16 protein-coding genes, 1 tRNA gene and 1 pseudogene are annotated in these 21,324 nt (G+C 60.5%); 1 reads left to right on the forward strand and 17 read right to left on the reverse strand.

Annotation, left to right across the window (positions count from 1 at the left end; genetic code table 11):
• Positions 1-194 precede the first annotated feature (194 nt).
• Positions 195-1,139 carry a hypothetical protein gene (locus tag BQ9846_RS06825; RefSeq protein WP_210433180.1) on the forward strand — a complete coding sequence of 315 codons (945 nt, stop codon included), beginning with the start codon at positions 195-197 and terminating at the stop codon, positions 1,137-1,139.
• Between the two features lie 385 nt (positions 1,140-1,524).
• Here the strand turns inward: BQ9846_RS06825 and BQ9846_RS06830 are convergent, their stop codons facing one another.
• The 17 genes and pseudogenes from BQ9846_RS06830 to urtB all read right to left on the reverse strand — a co-directional run bounded on the left by BQ9846_RS06830 (position 1,525) and on the right by urtB (position 21,294).
• A complete protein-coding gene (locus BQ9846_RS06830; RefSeq protein ID WP_083651506.1) occupies positions 1,525-2,835 on the reverse strand; it encodes an ATP-binding protein in 1,311 nt (436 codons plus the stop codon).
• A 444-nt stretch (positions 2,836-3,279) separates the two neighbouring features.
• Positions 3,280-3,356, reverse strand: a tRNA-Arg gene (locus tag BQ9846_RS06835).
• A gap of 364 nt (positions 3,357-3,720) precedes the next feature.
• On the reverse strand, positions 3,721-6,444 hold the full coding sequence (locus BQ9846_RS06840; protein ID WP_075880137.1) for an AMP-binding protein: 2,724 nt from the start codon (positions 6,442-6,444) through the stop codon (positions 3,721-3,723).
• Between the two features lie 101 nt (positions 6,445-6,545).
• Positions 6,546-7,904 (reverse strand): diguanylate cyclase, encoded by a 1,359-nt coding sequence (locus BQ9846_RS06845; RefSeq protein WP_075880139.1) that lies wholly within the window; start codon positions 7,902-7,904, stop codon positions 6,546-6,548.
• 101 nt (positions 7,905-8,005) lie between these two features.
• Positions 8,006-9,724, reverse strand: a complete 1,719-nt coding sequence (locus BQ9846_RS06850; RefSeq protein WP_075881677.1) for a methyl-accepting chemotaxis protein — start codon at positions 9,722-9,724, stop codon at positions 8,006-8,008.
• Between the two features lie 318 nt (positions 9,725-10,042).
• Positions 10,043-10,336, reverse strand: a pseudogene (locus BQ9846_RS06855) (urease accessory protein UreF); the annotation flags it as partial.
• Entirely contained in the window at positions 10,326-10,844 is a 519-nt protein-coding gene (ureE, locus tag BQ9846_RS06860) for an urease accessory protein UreE (protein ID WP_075880140.1), read from the reverse strand. The pseudogene BQ9846_RS06855 and the gene ureE, both read right to left, overlap by 11 nt.
• Positions 10,845-10,992: 148 nt before the next feature.
• Entirely contained in the window at positions 10,993-12,708 is a 1,716-nt protein-coding gene (gene ureC, locus BQ9846_RS06865; protein ID WP_075880142.1) for an urease subunit alpha, read from the reverse strand.
• A 132-nt stretch (positions 12,709-12,840) separates the two neighbouring features.
• Positions 12,841-13,155, reverse strand: coding sequence for an urease subunit beta (locus BQ9846_RS06870; RefSeq protein ID WP_075881678.1), 315 nt, complete (start codon positions 13,153-13,155; stop codon positions 12,841-12,843).
• Positions 13,156-13,327: 172 nt separating this feature from the next.
• Complete coding sequence (locus BQ9846_RS06875) at positions 13,328-13,630, reverse strand: urease subunit gamma (RefSeq protein ID WP_075880144.1); 303 nt, start codon at positions 13,628-13,630, stop codon at positions 13,328-13,330.
• A 16-nt stretch (positions 13,631-13,646) separates the two neighbouring features.
• The gene (locus BQ9846_RS06880) at positions 13,647-14,543 is read right to left on the reverse strand and encodes an urease accessory protein UreD (protein WP_075880146.1); all 897 of its coding nucleotides are present in this window, start codon (positions 14,541-14,543) and stop codon (positions 13,647-13,649) included.
• A 468-nt stretch (positions 14,544-15,011) separates the two neighbouring features.
• Complete coding sequence (locus BQ9846_RS06885; RefSeq protein ID WP_210433182.1) at positions 15,012-15,548, reverse strand: hypothetical protein; 537 nt, start codon at positions 15,546-15,548, stop codon at positions 15,012-15,014.
• A gap of 5 nt (positions 15,549-15,553) precedes the next feature.
• Positions 15,554-16,738, reverse strand: a complete 1,185-nt coding sequence (locus BQ9846_RS06890) for an AAA family ATPase (RefSeq protein WP_075880154.1) — start codon at positions 16,736-16,738, stop codon at positions 15,554-15,556.
• A 253-nt stretch (positions 16,739-16,991) separates the two neighbouring features.
• Positions 16,992-17,702, reverse strand: a complete 711-nt coding sequence (gene urtE, locus BQ9846_RS06895; protein ID WP_075880156.1) for an urea ABC transporter ATP-binding subunit UrtE — start codon at positions 17,700-17,702, stop codon at positions 16,992-16,994.
• Positions 17,702-18,538, reverse strand: a complete 837-nt coding sequence (gene urtD / locus BQ9846_RS06900; protein ID WP_075880158.1) for an urea ABC transporter ATP-binding protein UrtD — start codon at positions 18,536-18,538, stop codon at positions 17,702-17,704. Before urtD ends, urtE begins: the two co-directional genes overlap by 1 nt.
• Positions 18,535-19,692 (reverse strand): urea ABC transporter permease subunit UrtC, encoded by a 1,158-nt coding sequence (urtC, locus tag BQ9846_RS06905; RefSeq protein WP_422821880.1) that lies wholly within the window; start codon positions 19,690-19,692, stop codon positions 18,535-18,537. The genes urtD and urtC overlap by 4 nt, the downstream gene beginning before the upstream one ends.
• 3 nt (positions 19,693-19,695) lie before the next feature.
• The gene (urtB, locus tag BQ9846_RS06910; protein ID WP_075880160.1) at positions 19,696-21,294 is read right to left on the reverse strand and encodes an urea ABC transporter permease subunit UrtB; all 1,599 of its coding nucleotides are present in this window, start codon (positions 21,292-21,294) and stop codon (positions 19,696-19,698) included.
• Positions 21,295-21,324 lie beyond the last annotated feature (30 nt).

Here is a 21,324-nt window from a genome sequence, read left to right on the forward strand (position 1 = left end):
GGAAACATGTTGGTTTAGCGGAACGAGAAAGCTGAAATAGAGATGGCCCGCAAGGTGCCGATGGGTTTCACCGATGGCCGCAACGAGGCCTGGCTGCGCGACCTGCTCGCCGGCAACCCGGACCTGCTGCCTATCGAGGAGGTTGCGCCCCGCTGGCGCCGCTCTGCATTGAGCTCTCGACCGAGGCCGGCCTGGTGGATGTGGTCTTCATCAACCCCTCCGGCCGGCTGACGCTGGTGGAGTGCAAGCTGTGGCGCAACCCCGAGGCGCGGCGCAAGGTGATCGCCCAGATCCTCGACTACGCCCGGGCCGTCTCCGGCTGGAGCTACGCCGACCTGCAGCGCCGTGTCGCGGCTGCCACGGGGCGCAAGGGCAACGTCCCCTTCAAGGCCGCCCGGGAGCTGCAGCAGGACCTTGACGAGGCCGCCTTCGTGGACGCCACCGCCCGCGCCCTACGCGAGGGGCGTTTCCTGCTGCTGATCGCCGGCGACGGCATCTGCGAAGGCATCAGCGGCATGGCGGACCTGATCACCCGCAATGCTGCACTCGGCTTCAGCTTTGGGCTGGTGGAAGTCGCCCTCTACCAGTTCGGCGAGCAGGGTCTGTTGGTGCAGCCGCGGGTGGTGGCCAGGACCGAGACTATCGAGCGCACCTTCGTCCACCTTCAGACGTGCGATGGTAGCGCGCTGCAGGAGGTCGCCGAGGAAGCCGAAGTCGAGGTAAGAGGCGAAGCCCCCTCAATGAGCGACGAGCGCGCCTGGTGGGAGCCGCTTACGCGCATCAGCTTCGATGACCCGGAGCAGGAAGCGCCGACCTACCGGCCCCGCAACCACGTTAGGGTATCCATGCCTTACCCGGGGATCTGGCTTACCGCTTTCCGTTCGATGGGGGGGATGGTGTCTGTGGCGTGTTTTGCACTGGCGCCAAGTCGGAGGCCAAGCAGATACTCAACCGTCTCAACGAGGAGCGTGAGCAGATCCTCGCCGAGCTCCCCGAGAGGAGCGACAGCCGCCGATCCAACGGTGACCTTGGCTTCGCCAGCTATGCTCAGCTCAGTGACTTCCCCAGTGACGGCGAATGCCGCGAGTGGGTGGCGCAGCAGCTCAACCAGTTCGTCAACGCCTTGTGCCCGAGTTTGAAGGCGATTCAAGGTGCGAATTGACATCCTCCCCTTCCTCAGCTTGCGCTGCCGTCTAACGACGAAAAGGAAGGGGATTCCCAGGTCGTCACCTTCCTGGTTTCTGCTTCTAAGACGACTGCCCGAGGGAATGGCTTGGTTATCGCCGCAAAAGTCCCACAGTGGGGATTTTTACGGTGGCGAGCCAACTCATATCCCCCAGGTCTCACATCGTCTCCACAGACGTATCTTCCCGAGTGCCCCTCGGTAGGCCGTGTCGGCATGGGTAGTATAGCACTGCACAAACCGTCAGCAATGGCATCCGGTGGATGCCGCGCTATCCATCCGCTCACTAAAAGTAAGCGGTTTTCCGCGCTGATTGATAACCAAATGCGGCTATTTCAATGTCACATACCTAGATCCTGGGCCTGATCAGTCAAGGCCTGTAGCGCAGCTTCGCTGGAAATAGCTTGGCCTGGCTCCTCTCCCCACAGCATACCGATAGGAACGGCGAAGCAGCCCGGCACTTGCAGTTTGAGGCAGTGGCGGCCGGTGTAGATTAACATTCCCCCACGGAAGCTTTTGCCGGCCTGATCGGCGAGCCGAGCGAGCCCGGCGGCGTCCTTGGCTTGAATGCTGGCGGCACGCTTGACCTCCACGCCCCAGAGTTCTTGGCCACGCTCAATAACGAGATCAACTTCTACCTGATCCTTGTCTCGATAATGTGAGAACCGCAATTCCGGGTCGAGCCAGGAGGCCTGAGCGACCAGCTGCTCGACCACATGACTCTCCAGCAAAGCACCGAAGCGTTCTGCCTCTGCCAGCCACTGATTCGGTCCCAGGCGTCCCAGTGCTGCGGCAAGACCGGTATCTACCAGGTGCAACTTGGGGCTTTTGATCAGCCGCTTGGCCTGGTTGCGATGCCAGGCAGGGAGCTGATGAACCAGAAATAGACGCTCCAGGATACCGAGGTACTTGGCAACCGTGCTGCGCTCCATTCCTAGCTCCTTGCTCAGATTACTGATGTTGAGCAGGCTCGCGGTGCGGTAAGCGAGCACCTCCATTAGGCGCAGCATCCCGTCCTCGTCCTGTATAGCAGCGATATCTCGCACGTCACGCTGTACGATGGCATTGAGGTACTGCCGATACCACTGACGTGCCCGATGGGGCAGCCGACGGTTGGGTTCAGGATAGCCACCCTGACATAGCACCTCTGCCGTGGGGGAAAGTGGAACACTATCCGTCACCACCCTCGTCGTCATTTGCCCATCCATCAGCGTGGCCAGCAAGGTAGACGTACTCACCCGTTTTTCCTGTTCTGTCAGCGGATGCAGGTAGATAACTTCCATGCGACCAGCGAGGGAGTCCTGCGCCTTAGGCAGCAACAGCAAGTTGGCAGAGCCTGTCAGCAAAAAACGGCCCGGCCGACGATCACGGTCTACTACCGATTTGATCGCCAATAGTAGCTCTGGTGCCCGCTGTACCTCATCTAGAGTGACCCGTTCGGGGAGATTCTCGACAAAGCCGATTGGATCCTGCTGCGCCGCTTCAAGTAGCGTCGAATCATCCAGGTTAAGATAAGTGCGCTCGGGGTCGACACGCTGAGCAAGCGTCGTCTTGCCCACCTGACGAGGACCCAGAAGACAGACCACCGGTGTATCAGTGAGGGAGTCAAGCACTCGATCTCGAATCAACCGGGGAAGATAAGGGGTTACCATACCGCACCTCTTTTAGCGTCCATTTGCTGGGTATTTTATCGTCTATTTGATGACTACACCCTCGTCTAATTGTATTATTAAATGCCGTCCAGCTGTGAGTCTGCGAGCATAGTAACCTTTTGGTTTCCACGCCAAGCAACCCTTTCGTTACCCTCAAAGACGCTTGTCACGCGCTGGAGCAAGACATGACAGGGATCCGGAACCTCTTCATCTATCAACTTGCCCGCTTGTAGCAGCAGCTTCTGATCGGCTCGGAACGGTATCGCGATGGTGGGAACTGAGAGCCATTACGTGTGACCACGACTGTGACCACAAAATGCCGAATGTCATGGCTAACAAAGCGCATTAAGAAGAGGGTCGAGACATTGTGGCCACGATTTGGTCACAGAATGGTCACAGGCAAAAAATAAGGGCCTACGCGTTAACGTAAGCCCTTGAAATCATTGGCGCGCCCGGCAGGATTTGAACCTGCGACCCTCGGCTTCGGAGGCCGATACTCTATCCAACTGAGCTACGGGCGCTTAGTGGTTGCGTATCGTAACCGGGCAGGCCGCTTATGTCTAGGCGAGCGGAGGCGTAGGCGCTAAGGGAATTGATCAGCGTGCTGCTGGTTTATGTGCCAATTCTCGCCGGCTGGTCGGGTGCGTGAGCACGAGTGGAATAACGTACCTCGGTAAAAAGGAGACAAAAAAATGTCACCACGACATAACCTAGGTTAACGCATTCTCCCGACGACCTATGCACAGTAAGGGTGTGGCGGCCAAGGAAAGCCCTTGAGGTCTGAAAGGAAGCGCTCCGAGACACAGGGAGAGAGGAAAAAGGCCTGCCACACCGCTTTGCCGTTGCCCTGACTGTTCCCACTACCCGGTCAGGGCATTTTTTTATTCAGCCTTTAGCCAGCGCGGCGACCTCATCGTGAACGCGTTCGACTATCGCTTGCTCGTCCTCCGCAAAGCGCTCAGGGTCGATCGGCTTGCCAATCACCACCCTGACGCGCTTACGCTTCGGCAGCCATTTCCCCGGTGGCAAGGCCTCCCAGGTGCCTTCAATCCAGACGGGCACCACCGGCACTGGCTTGGCGCGCAGCACTAGCCCCAGACCCGGTTTGAAGCGTTGCAAGCGGCCATCGAGGGAGCGCTGCCCCTCGGGAAACCAAACCAGGCTGTGGCCACGCTCCAGGCAGCTTACCGCCAGTGCCAGGCTGCTGCGGGGCGCCGCCCCAGGGTCGATCGGCAATATCCGCGCGCAGCGACTTAGCCAGTGCGTTACACGCCCGGAAAACAGCATGCCGGTCCAGCCCGCCCAGTAGAGCGACTCCAGCTGGTCGCGGTCGAGTATTCGCGTGAGCACCAGCGGGTCGAGCACGCTTAAATGGCGCGGCGCGAGCAGATACGGGCCTTCGGTGGGTAAACGGCCCTCCACTTTTAGGTCCGCGAAGAGATAAGCGGCCCCCCGCGTCACGCCCAGTAGCCCCACGCCCACGGCCCGCTGCAAGGCGCTGCGCGGCGACAGCGTCGCTTTTTGGTCGTCATCGAGCATGTTGTCGGGTTGCTCAAGCGCGGTCAGCAAGTCTTCTCCCGCGTCCTCGGCGCCGGCGGCCCCCGCCGCCTCGTTGAGCAGGTCGCGCACGCTCTGAACCCGGGAAATGGCGGCATCGTCCAGCTCAATCCCGGCACGCTCGCGCAGCGCTAGGGTCAAATCGACCCAGCTGAGCGAATCGATGCCCAAATCCCGTGCCAGGCTGCTGTCGGGGGTGAGGCGAATGTCGTTGAACCGCTTGGCCAGATAGTGCCAGGTCTGCTCCGCCGCCGGGTCGGAGAGGAGTTGCTGATCCTCCGGCGCCATGGCTTCCGGGGAGATCGGCTCGGGCGCCGCCTGAGACGTCTCATCAACGTCGCCCAGGCTGTCGAATAGTTCTCTCACTTTATGCCGGCGCAGCTTACCCAAGCGGGTGCGGGGCAGCGGGTCGAGGGTGATTCTAAGCTCCCCCGGCCGGTGGTGGCTGGGAAGCTCGCGGGCCGCGTCGCTCACGGCGTCCTCCACGGCGCGGCGGCGCTCTTCCCCACTGGCCTCATCCAGTAGGCCAGGTTCCGGCACCACTACCGCCGCCAGGCGATCTTTGTACTCAAGAATACCGGCTTCGCGGATCTTATCGGAAGCCGCCAGCGCCTTCTCGACGCGCTCGGGGTCCACGTTCTCGCCGCCGGAAAGCACGATCATCGCCGACTTGCGGCCCGCTAGGTAGAGATAGCCGTCCTCGTCCAGCCAGCCGACATCGCCGGTGTGAAACCAGCCGTCTTCATCGAGATCTTCCCGGGTCTTCTCCGGTAGGTTCCAGTAACCACTGAAGACGTTGGGACCACGCGCCAATATCTCACCCTGCTTTGTTTCGCCCTTATGTGTTTCGCCTTCCTGAGCAGGCTTTTCGCTTTCGGCGATGCGCAGCTCAACGCCGGGCAGCGCCGCACCGGCGCTTTTAAGGCGCACGCGCTCGGGCGGGTTCATGGTCAGAATCGGCGAGGTTTCGCTGAGTCCGTAGCCGGTGGCCACTTCCCAGCCCAACCCTTGTAGTTTGGCGCCCAGTTCAGGGTCGAGCGCGGCGCCCCCCGCCACCATCAGGCGCAGCCGCGGGGCCATACGTTGGTGCAGCGTGCCGAACAGGCGTTTGCCCAACCGCCAGCCAAAGCGCCGGCGGGCGATCATCGATATCTGGAGCAACCCAGAAAACAGCGCCGCCGCTAGCTTACCGCGCCCGGCCACGCGCTCGTGCAGCGCACTCCAGATCGCTTCGTAGAGCCGGGGCACCGCCTCTATCAAGGTGGCATCGCCCTCGCGTAGCGCCCGGATGATCTGCGGCCCGACCAAGGAGAAGGGAATGATGATCGGCGCGCCCAGGGTGAAGGGCACCAGAATCCCCACGGTAAAGGGGTAAACGTGGTGAAACGGCAAGGGCACCAGGACGCGATCGCGGCTGTCCGCCAGATCCTGACTGCACAGCGCCTTGACGTTGCTGGCGATGTTGTAATGGGTCAGCGGCACGCCCTTGGGCGGCCCAGTGGTGCCGGAGGTATAAAACAGCGCCGCAGTATCCTCGACGTGCGCGCGAATCGGTATCGGCTCGGCTTCCAGCAAGGTACGCCAAGGCTTGGGTTGGCAAGAACCGGCGTTGGGCTCGTCCTGCGTTTGACCGGACGCTTCTTCATTGGACGCTTCGCCGTCGAGCAGAAACAGCGTCACCGACGCTTCGATCTCGGCCAAACGCGAGCGCAGCGCGCCAGTGGTGATGGCGAAACGCGGCTCACCATCATCAAGGGCATGCTGCAAATCCTCGCCGGGCATCTGGGTATCCAGCGGCACCACCACGCCGCCGGCATGCAGGATGCCCAGCGCCGAGATGATCCAGTCGACGCTGTTGGGGGCGAGGATCACCACCCGGTCGCCGCGCTCAAGCCCTTGCTGCTCAAGCCCGCCGGCGAGACGCGCGCTGCGGTCGAGCACCTCCTGGCGGCGCGTGGTCGCGAGCGACTCTCGCCCTAGCTCAACGACGGCGGGGTGCTGTGCATCCACCTTCGCAGAGGCCAACATCTGATTGAGCGTGGTGACATCCATGGACTCGGCAACTCCTCGCGTTTAAGGATGGCGACGTTGCCTTAACCCTAGTCAAGCCTCGCCGCTACCGCCAAGAGGCGAGGGCGTAATTGCCCCAACAGCTACTGCACGACGACGCAGTTTCGCCCGTTGTGCTTGGCCTGGTAGAGCGCTTGATCGGCGCGCTGCAGCGAGCGCTGATAGTCGGGATGGCCATCGTGCAGGGTAACGCCGACGCTGATGGTGACATTGAGCAGGGTATCGCCCGCGACCAGCATTGGCTCGTGGGCGATTGTGCGGCGCAGCCGTTCGGCGAACAGGCGGCTGCCTTCGGGGTCGGTATCGACCAGCACGAGCAAGAACTCCTCGCCGCCCATGCGGAACACGTAGTCGCCGCCGCGGGTGGCGGCATCCAGAAGGCTGGCCACCTGCTGCAGGACGCTGTCGCCGGCATCGTGGCCATGGTTGTCGTTGAAGGCTTTGAAGTGATCGATATCCACCATCAAGAGCGCGAAACGCTTATTGGCGCGGCGGCCCATTTCGATTTCGCGATTCAGCACCACGGGCAGAAACTTGCGGTTCAGCAGGCTCGTCAAGCTATCGCGCCCGGCCTCTAGGCCGCTGGCGCGCTCAAGCATATTATCCAGCAGCAGCAAAATGGAGCGCGTGGCATCGCGAATATCGCTCAGCGCTTTCAGCCGTGATGCTGACTCCGCGCTGTGAAGCTTATCCAGCCACTGGTTATCTATCTGTTCAATACGCTGATTGATGGTGGTGATTTCCGGTGCGCCTTCAAAGGCGTGGCAGGCTTTGTGCAAATACCACAGGCCAAACTCCGAACTCGCCAGGGGTGGCAGTGAATCGGCGCTTTGCTGCGCCGCCACCGCGTACATTAGCGTGTTTTCCCAGTTCAGTAGCGCCGAGCGCTGGCGTTCGCGCTCATCCCCCACGCTCTGGGTCAAGGAGAACAGCCGGTACGCTTCCTCAGTGCGGGCATTGCGGTCGTTGGCGACCGAGTAGGCGTGGCTCATGATCTCCATGGCCATGTCGATATGGTCGGAGACATACACGGACGCATCGCCGCGCATGGCGGCGTCCATGTCGCGATTGATCTGGCGGTAGAAGGCGAGTTTAAGCTGGCGGGCGCCGTTGAGCACCAGGTTCACGGGGATATCGATCCGCGCGTGCACCTGGCCGATTTTTTCTTGCTGCTCGACCAGGGCTTCAAAATCATCGTGCTCAACGCTGAACATCGCGCCGAGCCAGCGCTGCATCGAGGGATTGAGGCGCTGTTTCACCTGGTCGTTGGAGAGAAAGAGCGAGGCGGTGGTGTCGTCCAGCATCACCTGGTAGAAGTGGGTGGCAAAAGACTCCTGGTGGGTCTCCACCAGCGCCGCAACCGCTTGGCGCGCAGGCGTAGACGTGCGCTGCAAAAGCGTCTGCCACTCGTCGCCAAGCTGTTGTCTATCTTTGTAGCGCATCGCGCACCCCATCTCGTGTTTCGGTCAAAGACGTAATTCTACACCGAAATATACGCACTTACTGCGGGCGAGATAGGGTGCGTTTCGCTAAGGCGGGGCGATTAAAACGTCTCCCACTCGTCCTCTTGGCGGTGGCGACGCGCCGGGGCAGAGAGCGCGGGCTGTGAACCGGACATCTCATCGCCTTGATCGTCTTCACCCAGAACGAAGGCGTTAAGCAGTACGTTTAAGTGTTCGGCATGGCGTCGCATGTCAGCGGCGGCGGTGGTGGACTCTTGTACCATGGCAGCGTTTTGCTGGGTCATGGTATCCATTTCGGCCACGGCGGTGTTGATCTGGCCGATGCCGCTGCTCTGCTCTTTGGCGCCGGCGCTGATTTCGCCGATCACATCGGTGACTTTCGCCACGCTTTCGACGATCTCACGCATGGTGGCACCGGCGTTGCGCACGAGATCGGCGCCGGTGTGGGTGTACTGCACCGAGGTATCGATTAGGGTGCGGATCTCTTTCGAGGCCTCGCTTGAGCGGTTGGCCAGGGTGCGCACTTCCTGGGCGACCACGGCAAAGCCACGGCCGTGCTCCCCGGCCCGCGCCGCCTCTACCGAGGCATTGAGCGCCAGGATGTTGGTCTGGAAGGCGATCGCATCGATCATGGTGACGATTTCGCTGATACGCGTCGCGGAGTCGTTGATGTCCTGCATGGTGCTCTCGACCTGCCCCATGGCGTCTTCACCGCGGTGGGCCACTTCGGCGGTGGATTGCACCAGTTGATTGGCTTGCTGGGCGTTATCCGCGCTATGGGTCACCGTGGAGGTGATCTCCTCCATGGAGGCCGAGGTTTCTTGCAGGTTGGCCGCCGACTGCTCGGTGCGGGTGGCGAGTTCATCGCTGCTGTGGGCGATCTCACCGGCGGCGTGATGCACGCTAATAGAGCTACGGCGCACATCGCGCAGCGTCTCCTGCATACGCGCGACGAAGGCGTTGAACTGCGTGGCCAGGTTGCCGATTTCATCGTGGCTCTCCACCGTTAAACGGCGGGTCAGGTCGCCTTTGCCTTGGGCGATATCGTGCATCGCCGCGGCGGTGCGCTTAATCGGCTGAATGGTGCGGCGGACCAGCAAATAGGCCACTACCGCCACGCCGGCGAAAAGCGCAAGTCCTATCAGCACACTGGCGATAATGGTGGTGCGCAAATCGGCCATCGCGTCCGCTTTAAGCGCCGCCATGGTGTCGTCTACATCGGTGACGTAGACGCCCGCACCGAGCATCCAGCCCCACTTATCCAGGCCATCCACGTAGGAGTGCTTGGGCTGCGGCTCATCGGTACCCGGGTACTCCCAGGGGTATTCGTAGTAACCGCCGCCCTCTTTGGCGATTTTGATCAAGTCGCGCACCAAGTAGTCGCCGTCTGGGGTCTGCACGTTGCGCATATCGGTGCCCTCGCGCTCGGTGGCGTGGGGCAGCACCACGTTGGTGCCATCGTACTGATAGACAAAAATGTAGTTATCGCCCTCAAAGCGGATTGAGCGCAGAATTTCCGCCGCGCGACTTTTGGCCAGGCGATTGGTGGCGCTGGCGTCTGCATAAATGGGAGCAATCGCCGTTTTCGCCGTTTGCACCACGTCGCGTACCGCTTTGCGCCGCTCATCGATCAGCTGCTCGCGCTGCGCGGCCAGGGAGTCCCGGGTATCCTGCACGCGGCTGTAGCTGTCGTAGGCCACCAAGGCGGTCATCACCACGAGCAAGGGGAAAAGGACCAGAAAGAGCACTTTGGTCTGCAGGCTTATGGCCCGACGGGTGCGGGAAGAAGGGGTTGTCATCATGAATACACTCTGGGAACTAGCAAAAGGAATGATTTTTAGCCCGCTTATTATCGACTAACGTCGCCCATAACTTGAGGGGAAACTGCGCTTTCACATATTTCTTTACCCTTTCCCCACACCGGTTACCTAAAAACACAGCCCGAGGCGTGAAAACGCGCTCGGGCTGCATCGGATACCGGCGTTAAGTGTTTATACGCGGCTTTTTGCGCGCACCTGTTTTATCCCTTCCTGCCGCTTACGCCACGCGCGCCGGGCGAGCAGCGCGACGGCCGCCACGCCCAGCACACCGGCGCCTAACAGTAACCAAATCACGGGGCTACCCAGCCAGGCGTCCCACTCGGCGACGCTGGCGCTATCGTGCTCGGCCAGCGCCGTTTGCAGCCGTGCCAGCACCGGCAGCTCGCAGCGGGTCAGGCCGTCACCCAGCACGCCGGAGAGCCACCGGGCGAGGCTCGCCTCGTCCTCCACCCAGCCAAGCTCGAAGGCGCTTTCCAGGCCTTGCGAGAAGGCAAAGGCGCCGATAGGCAGCGCGGGGCTGACCAGCTGCAGCAGGCCCAGCAGCGCCAGGTCGTCCTGCTGTCGGTGGAGTGCGAGCGGCTCAGTGGGCATGGTCGTGCGCATGATTGTGAAAATGGTCGTGGTGAGAATGGTCGTGCCCCCCGACCTGGTTGTAAGCCCCCGGTTCGGGGTCGAACGTCGCCTCGTGATACTCAAGTACGGCGCCTAAACGCGCGGCGAGCTCTTCCAGGACATAATCCGGCGGGAAGCGCACCCAGCCGCCGCGTTCGTCTTCGCGCTGTTCATCGATACCTAGCGCCAACTGCACGTGGCGATTGCCCAAGTGGTAAGCGAGCCGCGCCAGCGGCAAGCCCGCCGCGACACGGGCGGTGACCACGGGCTCGACGGCGGCCTGGACGCGTATCACCTCGCCGTTTTCGGCTTTTAGGCCGTCGCCGCCGCGCAGTACCGGGCCGCGATCGAGAAAGAGCCCCAGCGTGCGGCCGCTATCGCTCTCGGCTTTCAACCGCCCGCGCATGCGCAGCTCAAACGGCAACGTCAGCGTGTCACTCGCCGCGCTCGCCTCCACTGGCCCTAGACGTTCTATCAGTTTCAGCATAACTAGCGTCCTTTCTCGCTCGGGGCGGCCGTGTCGGGGGTAGGCCGTAGAGAGGGTCTTTTGCCATGGATGGCAAAAGTAGCGTACACGGATGTATTAACAGCGCCCTCTCGTAGGCCTACCCCCGGCGCCCTGGATAATATCTCAATCAAAACAAGTGGTACCGCTGAGCCAGCGGCAGCTCGGTGGCGGGCTCGCAGGTCAGAAGCTCCCCATCGCAGCGCACTTCATACGTCTGCGGGTCGACGGTAAGTTCAGGGCAGGCGTCGTTAAGCTTCATGTCCTGCTTACGCACCTGGCGTACGTTCTTGCACGCCGAAAGCGCGCTTTGCAGGCCAAGCTTGTCTTTGATCCCGGCATCCAGCGCCGCCTGGCTGACAAAACTCAGCCGCGTTTGGCTTGCCGCGCGCCCCAGCGCACCGAACATGCGGCGGTAGTGCACCGGCTGCGGCGTCGGAATCGAGGCATTGGGGTCGCCCATGGGGGCCGCCGCGATCATGCCACCTTTGAGGATGAGTGCCGGCTTGGTACCAAAAAAGGCCGGCTTCCACAGCACCAAATCCGCCAGTTTGCCCACTTCCACCGAGCCCACCTCGTGACTGATGCCGTGGGTAATCGCCGGATTGATGGTGTACTTGGCGATATAGCGCCTGGCGCGCAGGTTGTCCGCACCCAAGGCCGCATCTTCCGGTAGCAAGCCACGCTGTACCTTCATTTTGTGCGCGGTCTGCCAGGTGCGGCAGACCACTTCACCGACGCGCCCCATGGCTTGCGAATCGGAGGCGATCATCGAGATCACGCCCAGATCTTGCAGAATGTCCTCGGCGGCGATGGTCTCGCGGCGGATACGCGAGTCGGCGAAGGCCACGTCCTCGGGGATGTTGGGGTCGAGGTGGTGGCACACCATCAGCATGTCGAGGTGCTCGTCGATGGTGTTGACCGTGTAGGGGCGCGTGGGATTGGTGGAGGACGGCAGCACGTAGGCTTTCGAGCAAGCGGTGAGGATATCGGGCGCGTGCCCTCCGCCGGCGCCTTCGGTGTGGTAGGTGTGGATACAGCGTTCGTTGAACGCCGCGAGCGTATCCTCGACAAAGCCCGATTCGTTCAAGGTATCGGTGTGGATCGCGATCTGAACGTCGTAGCGCTCGGCGACACTCAAGCAGTTGTCGATCGAGGCCGGCGTGGTGCCCCAATCCTCGTGTAGCTTCAAGCCCATGGCGCCGGCGTCGAGCTGCGCTTCCAGCGCTTCAGGTAGGCTGGCGTTGCCCTTGCCCAGAAAGCCGATGTTCATCGGCATGTCATCCACCGCTTGGAGCATCTTGCCGATGTGCCACTCCCCCGGCGTGCAGGTGGTGGCGTTGGTGCCGGTGGCAGGCCCTGTGCCGCCGCCAAGCATGGTGGTGATGCCGCTCATCAGCGCCTCTTCCACCTGCTGGGGGCAAATAAAGTGGATATGCGCATCGAGCCCACCGGCGGTGAGAATCTTGCCTTCACCGGCGATGATTTCGGTGCCGGGGCCAATCACGATCTCGATATCGGGCTGGGTGTCGGGGTTACCCGCCTTGCCAATCGCTTTGATGCGACCGCCGCGAATTCCCACGTCGGCTTTGACGATGCCCCACCAGTCGAGAATCAGGGCGTTGGTGATCACGCTGTCCATCACCGTGTCGTCAAAACGCTGACTCTGACCCATGCCGTCGCGGATCACCTTGCCGCCGCCAAATTTCACCTCGTCGCCGTAGTGGGTGGCGTCCTGCTCGACTTCTATCCACAGTTCGGTATCGCCCAAGCGCACGCGGTCGCCCACCGTGGGGCCGTACATATCGGCGTAAGCTTGGCGGCTGATCTTAGTCACTGGCTTCATTGTTTACCTCGTCGGTGTGCAGCCAACAACGCAGCCCCTGCGTGACACGCTGTGAATACTTCCCTGTACGCTCGACTGCCGCTTCCCTGCGGCAGACGGTCACTTCAGGAGCAGCGCGGTTAACTCGCCGCATTAATTAGCGTCCAACTTACCCATTACGTCACCACGGAAACCGTAGATATGGCGCCGGCCCACGAACGGAATCAGCGTCACTTCGCGGCTCTGGCCAGGCTCAAAGCGAATCGCCGTGCCCGCCGCCACGTCCAGCCGGTAGCCGCGCGCCTTGTCGCGGTCGAAAATAAGCGCCGGATTGGCCTCGGCAAAGTGATAGTGCGAGCCGATCTGAATGGGGCGATCGCCGGTATTGGCCACTTCGACCGTAATCCGCTCGGGCCCCGCGCACAGCTCGATCTCGCCGTCTTTCAACTGATACTGTCCTGGAATCATTGGACCGGGAATCATGTTGGTTTTCCCTCTTGTTAATTTTTCGGCACCTAGGTTTAAAACTGAGCGAGCGAAGATCAGGCAAGGCGGTAAGCAACAAAAAAGCGGAGTTGACAACTGTCAATGAGCATTTTTTGGTGTGCAACCAACAAAGCATGATCGAGCACAGCCAGTTTTAATTGATCGGGGTATGGACGGTGACAAGCTTGGTGCCGTCAGGAAAAGTGGCCTCCACCTGCACCTCGTCGACCATCTCGGCCACACCTTCCATCACTTCATCGCGGCTAAGAATCTCGCGGCCATGGCTCATCAGATCCGCCACGCTTCTGCCGTCGCGAGCGCCCTCCATAATCTCGAAGCTAATCAGCGCCACCGCCTCGGGGTAGTTCAACTTCAGGCCACGTGCGCGGCGTCGCTCGGCCAGTTGCGCGGCGGAGAACAGCAACAGCTTATCTTTGTCTCGCGGGGTCAGTTCCATGGTGTCTCCTTGAAAATCAGGTGCGCCAAATACGCGGCGCGTGAGCCTCGCGCGCAATCCAACGGGGGCGCAGCACACGCCAGGCCTGTTCGCAAAGCGCCCAGGCATCGTTGCGGGCATTACCCAGGTAGCGCAGCAGCAGCACGCCGTGGCGCACGGTGACCGCCCAGCACGGGTCGGCGGGAATCATTTCGCGCAGTGCGTTCACGGCCTCAACGTCATCTTCAAGGCCCACGGCCCAGAGTGTGGCCTGCACCGTCGCGCCCCCCTGCCCCCAGTGCCCGGCAAAGCGCGGGTGCGTGGGGTCGAGCGGTTGACGCTCCAGCCACAGCGGTTGACCATCGCGGGTCAGGCGAAAGCGCTGCTCGATGCGACCGGATAGATAGGGGAGCTTGCTAGCCGGGCGACCCAGTGCCATCACTTCCCAGCCCAGGCAGCGGGCGCTGCCGTGAAGATCAATCGTGGTGCGCTGCTCGCCCTTCGAGCCATCAAAGGCGATAGTTTCCTGGGGCAGCCACTCGAGCGTGCCGCCGTCGGCGACATTGAGGTGCGTCTGCTGAGACCACGCCACGCCTTGGCTATCGGCTTTGTAGAGCTTGTTAGCGGCGGGCGTGGTCAAAAGCGCATGAGCGTTAGGTTCGACATGAGCGCCTATGCTCAACGCATCACCGCTCACCAGCCCGCCGGGCGGGTGCAGCAGGTAGACATGGCAGGCACCATCGCGGCCTTCCGGGTAGAACGGCCGCTGCACCCGCAGCGGGCCATGATGGTGCGTGCGTGTCAGCCGGGTCGCGCCATGGCGCTGAGCAAAGGTGAGATTAAGCGACGCCGCCCAGTGCCGTTCACGATCAAAGCGGTGGCCGGAAAAGGTGGGCGATAGGTTCGGCGACAGAGTGGACACGCACTGGTTCATCGCAAGCTCGCTGAAGTGGCCAAAAGTAAGGCCGTCGAAATAAGATGCTATGTAAGCAGCAAGCGCTGTACCAAAATGGTGAATTCGTCTTTTTTATCTTTATTTTCAGAGCCTTAATTATTCAAAAACCACCGCACCAAAAAACTCGGCGCGCCATTTTGGCGCGCCGAGGAAGAATGGATGCACGGTTTTGGGGCGAGGCATGCCTCTGACACTGTTGTAGTACGTCGTACAGGTTCCAGAGTTTCTGGACGACGTCGTTGTGGGTCATGGGGTTCCAGTTATTTTCAGCGCGTTCAAGGAACAGCGCCACATGTATAAACAGTGGCGAAATCTTTGCATGTTACGGGTGACATGTTAAGAAAAGCTGGCTTTCTATACTCGTCGGCTGGGCTATGTCGAAAAAAGCCCAAAAAATCGACATGAATTGAGGCTATGTCGATGCCATCAACATAGCGCATGTTCGCTTCATGGATTTTCTGGAAACAGTGCTCTCTTTACAGCGACCACTGATTTATTGGTGGTTTTTTCGAGAACCGCTTTGGGAAACAGCGCGGTGTAGGCGTCCGGGCGAGTGTGATCGCCGTTTAACCGAGGGTGTAAACGATCTTTTAGCTGCTGAGCCGTTTCATGGGCGTTCACGCGTTCTCCAAGAGAGTCTAGTAACGCACCTTCAAGGCAAGTCGGTGCCCAGAAAATAAGGCTGTAACCGTTTTTGCGCGCTTTATCCCGCTCCTGCTGTGAAGGTGGTATATCGGCATCCAGCACGATAAAGCGCTGATCAAAATCCTGATGGGCGTACTTTCGTGTTGCGTTATCGATAATATTGCCTGGTGACCCACCCGACTGTTTTTCGATCTTCGCTTTGATGCCACTGTGTCTTTGCCGAAGCTGCTGGTGCATATGTTTGATAAAGGCCTGATCATCGGGACCCTCACCGACAATCAAAAGGGCGGTTTTGATGACGTGGCGATTAGGGTTGCGTTGAGAGCGTTTTCTGGCCATAGGCGTCACAGCTCCGGCGTGGCGCCGAGCGCTCCCGCCATATATTTGGCGTAAAGGTTATCATCGGCTCGAAGGCCTGCCATATCGTCCAGGCGCCAGGCTTCACTCTGTTGGTTGCGCTTTTCGATCAGGTATATCTGATGTTTCTGCAGCAGGTTCAGTACCTCAGGGGTATGACAAGTGAAGATCAGCTGCGCCTGATGCGGGTTGGTATGGTCAAACTCAAACCATTCCAGTAGATGTGGAATCAGGTGTGGGTGCAGGTCGTTGTCGATTTCATCGATCACCGCCACGCCGCCGTGTTGCAATGTATGCAAAATAGGCTCCAGTAAAACAAACGCCGACTGGGTACCACTGGATTCCTCAAAGAAGGGCAGCTCAAACGTTTGGCCATTGTCGGTGGCATGCAAACCAAAAGGGACAAACACAGGCTCTTCCCGTCCGGTTTTGTCGCGTGCTGTGAGCTTTCTTATTTCAACACTACTGAGCCCAAGATCGAATTCACACATGGCGTCTGACATTCGTTGGAGCAAGTCAGGTGCCTTCTGATACTTTTCAGCAGCGCCCAAAATATCGCCATGCTGGAAATGCTGGCGTCCTGTGCTCACCACATTGCTCTTTATATGCTCAAAGAACTCAACAAAAGGTTTTGCTTCAACAATATCGTAGCTGTGCGCAGCGCTGATGAGTGACGCATTACAACGCAGTTTTTCAGCCTGCGCCTTGGGAAATGGGAAGCCTTTATGTTTAAAGCGGTACCCCTGCTGGGTTTTTTCACGCTTGAACAAATAGCTGTATTGGGCGCTTGTTTTTTTATAGAGCGCCTCGGAAATGACCGCTTGAGGTGTCAGTTGCAACTGGTAACGGTAGTCGACGCCATCCAACATAAACTCAAGCTCAAAATGGCTTGGGGAATCGGTATGGAGAAGATGTGCTGCAAAGGGAATGTCTCCTTCCGGGTCGCCACCGAGGAAGGACTGGTCGACAAACCAGCTCAAAAAAGCCAGTGGCTTCAAAAATTGGGTTTTACCCGAACCATTCGCACCTACGATGGCGATGGCCTTGTTGAAGCGCTCGCCATTCAGGCTGATGTCGTACCCTGAAGGCGTGGGCTTCTTGCCTAGACCAAAATCAATCATCGTCTCATCGGCAAAGCTATAAAAATTACTGAAGCTCAGATTTTTTATCATATAAATGCCAAATCAACGGAATTTTGTTGATTGTGCGCTCTTATGACTCCCCCTTCAAGAACGGGGTAGCCAGTATTAGGTCACATGGCTTCATTCAACTCCTCCAGCACGCTATCTAGCTTCTCCTCAAGGATTTTATCCAGTTGCCTGGCACCGCCCTTGAACACCGGTAGCCAGTTGGGGGCTAGGGCTTCACCCAACTGGCGGCGTTTGATCAGGGTGGTGTTGGGGTTGGCGACAAAAAACCCGCTCGCTACACCGTCAAATGCTGCTTGATTAGCTCGTCCGAGAGTTCGCCGATGTTGCCTTTGGCGACCGGCCGGCCGCGGTCCATGATCACGAAGCGGTCGGCGTATTTGCGCGCGAAGGGTAGCTTCTGTTCGACCAGCAGTACCGTGAGGCCGTCTTCTTTGATTAGCCGACGGATCACCTGGCCAATCTGGGCGACGATATTGGGCTGAATGCCCTCCCCCGGCTCATCCAGAATCAGAAGCTTGGGCTCGATCACCAGCGCGCGGCCGATGGCGAGCTGCTGCTGCTGTCCGCCGGATAAATCCCCGCCGCGGCGGTGTTTCATCTCCTCCAGCACCGGGAAAAGCTCAAAAATACGCGGGGGGATTTTTTTCACCCCGTCACCGCGCGCGACAAGCCCGGTGCGTAGGTTCTCCTCCACCGTGAGCAGCGGGAAAATCTGCCGCCCTTGGGGCACATAGCCAATACCTAGCCGCGAGCGCGCCTCGATAGGCTTTTTCGTCAGCTCCGTCTCCTCACCCTGTTCCTGCGTATAGCGGATGCTGCCGGAGGCGACCGTGACTTCGCCCATGATGGCCTTCATCAGCGTGGTCTTGCCCACGCCGTTGCGCCCCATCACGCAAGTACACTGCCCGGCGGGCACGTTGAGATCCAGATCCCACAGCGTGTGGCTCTCACCGTAAAACTGGTTGAGCGTTTCAATCGCAAGCATCAGGCCGCCTCCTCGTCGTCCGCACCCAGGTAGACTTCCACCACCTTGGGGTCGCTGGATACCTGATCCATACTGCCCTCCGCCAGCACGCTGCCCTGGTGCAGCACGGTGACTTGACGCGCGATGGAGCGCACAAAGCCCATGTCGTGCTCGACCACGACCACCGACTGTTGGCCCGCGAGCCCGGTCAGAAGCTCGGCGGTGCGCTCCATCTCCTGCTCGGTCATGCCGGCGACCGGCTCATCGACCAGCAAGAGACGCGGACGCTGCATCAACAGCATGCCGATCTCCAGCCACTGCTTCTGGCCGTGGGAGAGAATGCCCGCCGGCTGGTGGTGCAGGACCGTAAGGCCGATCGTCTCCAGTACCTCCTCAATGCGGTCGCGAATCTCGCCGGTCATGCGCGCGGTGAGCGTGGGCAGAATGCGCTTGTCGGCGGCCATGGCCAGCTCCAGGTTGTGAAACACCGAGAGCGCTTCAAACACCGTGGGTTTTTGAAACTTACGCCCGATGCCGAGACTGGCGATGTCGGGCTCGTTCATGGTCAGCAGGTTGTGGCGGCTGCCGAACCAGACGCTGCCCTCGGTGGGCCGCGTCTTGCCGGTGATGATGTCCATCATGGTGGTTTTACCCGCCCCGTTGGGGCCGATAATGCAGCGCAGCTCGCCGTCGTCGATGGTGAGGTTCAGCTTGTTGATCGCCTTGAAGCCATCAAAGCTGACCGTGACATCTTCCATGTAGAGAATCGGGCCGTGTCGCACGTCCACCGGGGAGGCCTGCGGCGCCATGAAGTCGAACACCCGATCGCGGTCTTTGAGCGAATCGATCAAGCTCATGAGGTCGCCTCCTGTGAGTGGGATGGCTGGGTTTCACGCTTTCGGGGTTTACGCCTGAAGTGGGCCAAAAGCCCCGCCACGCCCTTGGGCAGAAAGACCGTGACCAGCACGAAAAGCGCCCCAAGGGCAAACAGCCAGGCATCGGGCATCACCCCGGTAAACACCGTCTTGGCGTAGTTGACCAGCAACGCACCGATCACCGCGCCGTAGAGCGTGGCGCGCCCGCCAAGCGCGACCCACAGCACGATCTCGATGGAAAAAATCGGTGAGAACTCGCTGGGGTTGATAATCCCCACCTGCGGCACGTAGAGCGCCCCGGCAAGCCCCGCGAGCATCGCGGAAACCACGAACACAAAGAGCTGAAAACGCTCGACGCGGTAGCCGAGAAAGCGCGTGCGCGCCTCGGCGTCGCGGGTCGCCACACTCACCCGGCCGAGCTTGCTGGTGACGATCGCCCGACACAGCAGATAGCCCAGCGCCAGCGCTACCCCCGTCGCGAGGAAAAGCCCCAAGCGCGTGGCGTCAGAGCGCAAATCAAAGCCGAGTAGTTCGCGAAAATCGGTCAAGCCATTGTTGCCGCCAAAACCCATCTCGTTGCGGAAAAACGCCAGCATCAGCGCGAACGTCAGCGCCTGGGTGATGATCGACAGGTATACCCCGGTCACCCGCGAACGGAAGGCGAGAAAGCCGAACACCAGCGCCAAAAAACCCGGCGCGAGCAGCACCATGGCGAAGGCAAACCACGCCATATCGAAGCCGTGCCAATACCACGGCAGGCTGTCCCAGTTGAGAAACACCATGAAATCCGGCAGCACCGGGTCGCCGTAGGTGCCCCGGTCGCCGATCTGGCGCATCAGGTACATCCCCATGGCGTAGCCGCCGATGGCGAAAAAGGCGCCATGACCCAGGCTCAAAATCCCCAGATAGCCCCAGACCAGATCCACCGACACGGCCAGCAGCGCGTAGCTTAAATACTTGCCAAACAGATTCACGGTATAGGCGGTGACGTGCAGCGGATGCCCTTGCGGCACCGCCAGGTGCAGTACGGTGACCAGCAACAGAGCCGCAAACAGCACGCCGAGAAACAGCTGCGTGGCGCGCTCACGAAACGGTCGTGTGAGCCAAAAGCGCTGGGAGGATTCCATATTTTGCATCGGTTAACCCTCCGCCGCGCGGCCCTTTTGCGGGAAGAGTCCCCGCGGACGTTTTTGAATGAACAAGATGATGAACACGAGCACGATAATTTTCGCTAGCACCGCCCCGGCCCAGGGCTCCAGTACCTGATTGATCACCCCAAGCGACATGCCCGCGACCAGGGTGCCCCACAGGTTGCCGACGCCGCCGAACACCACCACCATGAACGAATCGATGATGTAGTTTTGCCCCAGGTTGGGGCCGACGTTGGTCAGCTGGGAGAGCGCCACCCCAGCAAGCCCCGCCACACCGGAACCGAGCGCAAAGGTCATGATATCGACGCGGGTGGCGCGGATACCCATCGAACGCGCCATGGCGCGGTTCTGCGTAACCGCGCGCACTTCAAGGCCGAGTCGCGTGCGGCGCATCACAAGCATCAGCGCGGCGAACACGACCAGGGCAAACCCCAGCACATAGAGGCGGTTAAGGGTCAGCGACAGCCCCTCGTTGATCATCAGCGAGCCGCTTAACCACTCGGGCGAAACCACGGTGCGGTTCTGCGGCGAAATCAGCGTGCGCACCAGCTGCTGCAGGATCAGGCTGACGCCGAAGGTGGCCAAGAGCGTTTCCAGCGGGCGCCCCTTGAGAAACTGAATGACGCCGCGCTCGATGGCGATGCCGGCGAGTGCCGCGACCAGAAACCCGGCGGGAATCGACAGCACCAGCGCCAGCCCCGGCTGGCCGGGCAGCAGTTGCTGCATGGCCCAGGTGGTGTAGGCGCCGAGCATTATCAGCTCACCGTGGGCCATGTTGATCACGCCCATCACGCCGAAGGTGATGGCCAGGCCAATCGCCGCGAGCACCAGCACCGAGCCCAGCGATAGGCCGAAGTAGAGCGTCTCCAAGCCGCGATTGAGTTTAAGCTTCTGCTCGATACCCGCAAGCGCGGTGGAGGCGGATTCAGCCAGTACCGGGTCATCGCTGCGCGCTGCTGAATTGAGGGCGGCGCGTACCTCGGGGTTGAGGCTACCTTCCAGCTCGTCGATGGCCGCCACCTCACCCTGCTCCAAGCGATAAATAGCCAAGGCCTGGTTCAGCAGCCGGCGCACCTCGGCGTTGGCCTCGTTGTCTATCACCGCTTCAAGCGGCGCTACCAAGGGAGCATCCACGTCGCCCAGCAGCGCCCTAGCCGCCTCGCGGCGCTCGTCGACGCTGTCGGCACGCAGGTCGAGCACCGCCAAGGCTCCCTGTAACTGCCCACGCAGCGCATTGTTGATGCCGATGCGGTCAAGCTCGCGGCGCGACATCTCGCCGGCATCCTCGAAGCTCAGCGCATCGACCACCGGCCAGCTGCGGCCGCGGTTCTCGAGCACGATGACAAACTGCTTTGTTTCCTTGTGACGCTGCAGTTTGCCGCCGAGCAGGGCTTCCAGCCAGCGGCGACTACGCGGATCACCGCTTTCGATGATCGCCTCGATCGCTTCCGCCTTATCGGCGTAGGCGCGGGTATCCAGCGCTTCCAGCAGCGGCTGACCGGGGTCCTCCTGCGCCTGGCTGACCGCGGGCAGGCCGACACACAGGCAGAAAAGAAGGCCCGATAGAAAGCGTGAGAGCATCCTCATGGGCGTGTCCTGTTTGAGTGAAAAGGGGCC

Origin of the sequence: Vreelandella massiliensis (genome assembly GCF_900155385.1) — a bacterium.
Taxonomy (GTDB): domain Bacteria; phylum Pseudomonadota; class Gammaproteobacteria; order Pseudomonadales; family Halomonadaceae; genus Vreelandella; species Vreelandella massiliensis.

Coding starts and splice junctions, on each gene's coding strand:
- BQ9846_RS06830 (WP_083651506.1), bottom strand. CDS start 2,835: ATGGTAACCCCTTATCTTCCCCGGTTGATTCGAGATCGAGTGCTTGAC.
- BQ9846_RS06840 (WP_075880137.1), bottom strand. CDS start 6,444: ATGGATGTCACCACGCTCAATCAGATGTTGGCCTCTGCGAAGGTGGAT.
- BQ9846_RS06845 (WP_075880139.1), bottom strand. CDS start 7,904: ATGCGCTACAAAGATAGACAACAGCTTGGCGACGAGTGGCAGACGCTT.
- BQ9846_RS06850 (WP_075881677.1), bottom strand. CDS start 9,724: ATGACAACCCCTTCTTCCCGCACCCGTCGGGCCATAAGCCTGCAGACC.
- ureE (WP_075880140.1), bottom strand. CDS start 10,844: ATGCTGAAACTGATAGAACGTCTAGGGCCAGTGGAGGCGAGCGCGGCG.
- ureC (WP_075880142.1), bottom strand. CDS start 12,708: ATGAAGCCAGTGACTAAGATCAGCCGCCAAGCTTACGCCGATATGTAC.
- BQ9846_RS06870 (WP_075881678.1), bottom strand. CDS start 13,155: ATGATTCCAGGACAGTATCAGTTGAAAGACGGCGAGATCGAGCTGTGC.
- BQ9846_RS06875 (WP_075880144.1), bottom strand. CDS start 13,630: ATGGAACTGACCCCGCGAGACAAAGATAAGCTGTTGCTGTTCTCCGCC.
- BQ9846_RS06880 (WP_075880146.1), bottom strand. CDS start 14,543: ATGAACCAGTGCGTGTCCACTCTGTCGCCGAACCTATCGCCCACCTTT.
- BQ9846_RS06885 (WP_210433182.1), bottom strand. CDS start 15,548: ATGGCCAGAAAACGCTCTCAACGCAACCCTAATCGCCACGTCATCAAA.
- BQ9846_RS06890 (WP_075880154.1), bottom strand. CDS start 16,738: ATGATAAAAAATCTGAGCTTCAGTAATTTTTATAGCTTTGCCGATGAG.
- urtE (WP_075880156.1), bottom strand. CDS start 17,702: ATGCTTGCGATTGAAACGCTCAACCAGTTTTACGGTGAGAGCCACACG.
- urtD (WP_075880158.1), bottom strand. CDS start 18,538: ATGAGCTTGATCGATTCGCTCAAAGACCGCGATCGGGTGTTCGACTTC.
- urtC (WP_422821880.1), bottom strand. CDS start 19,692: ATGCAAAATATGGAATCCTCCCAGCGCTTTTGGCTCACACGACCGTTT.
- urtB (WP_075880160.1), bottom strand. CDS start 21,294: ATGAGGATGCTCTCACGCTTTCTATCGGGCCTTCTTTTCTGCCTGTGT.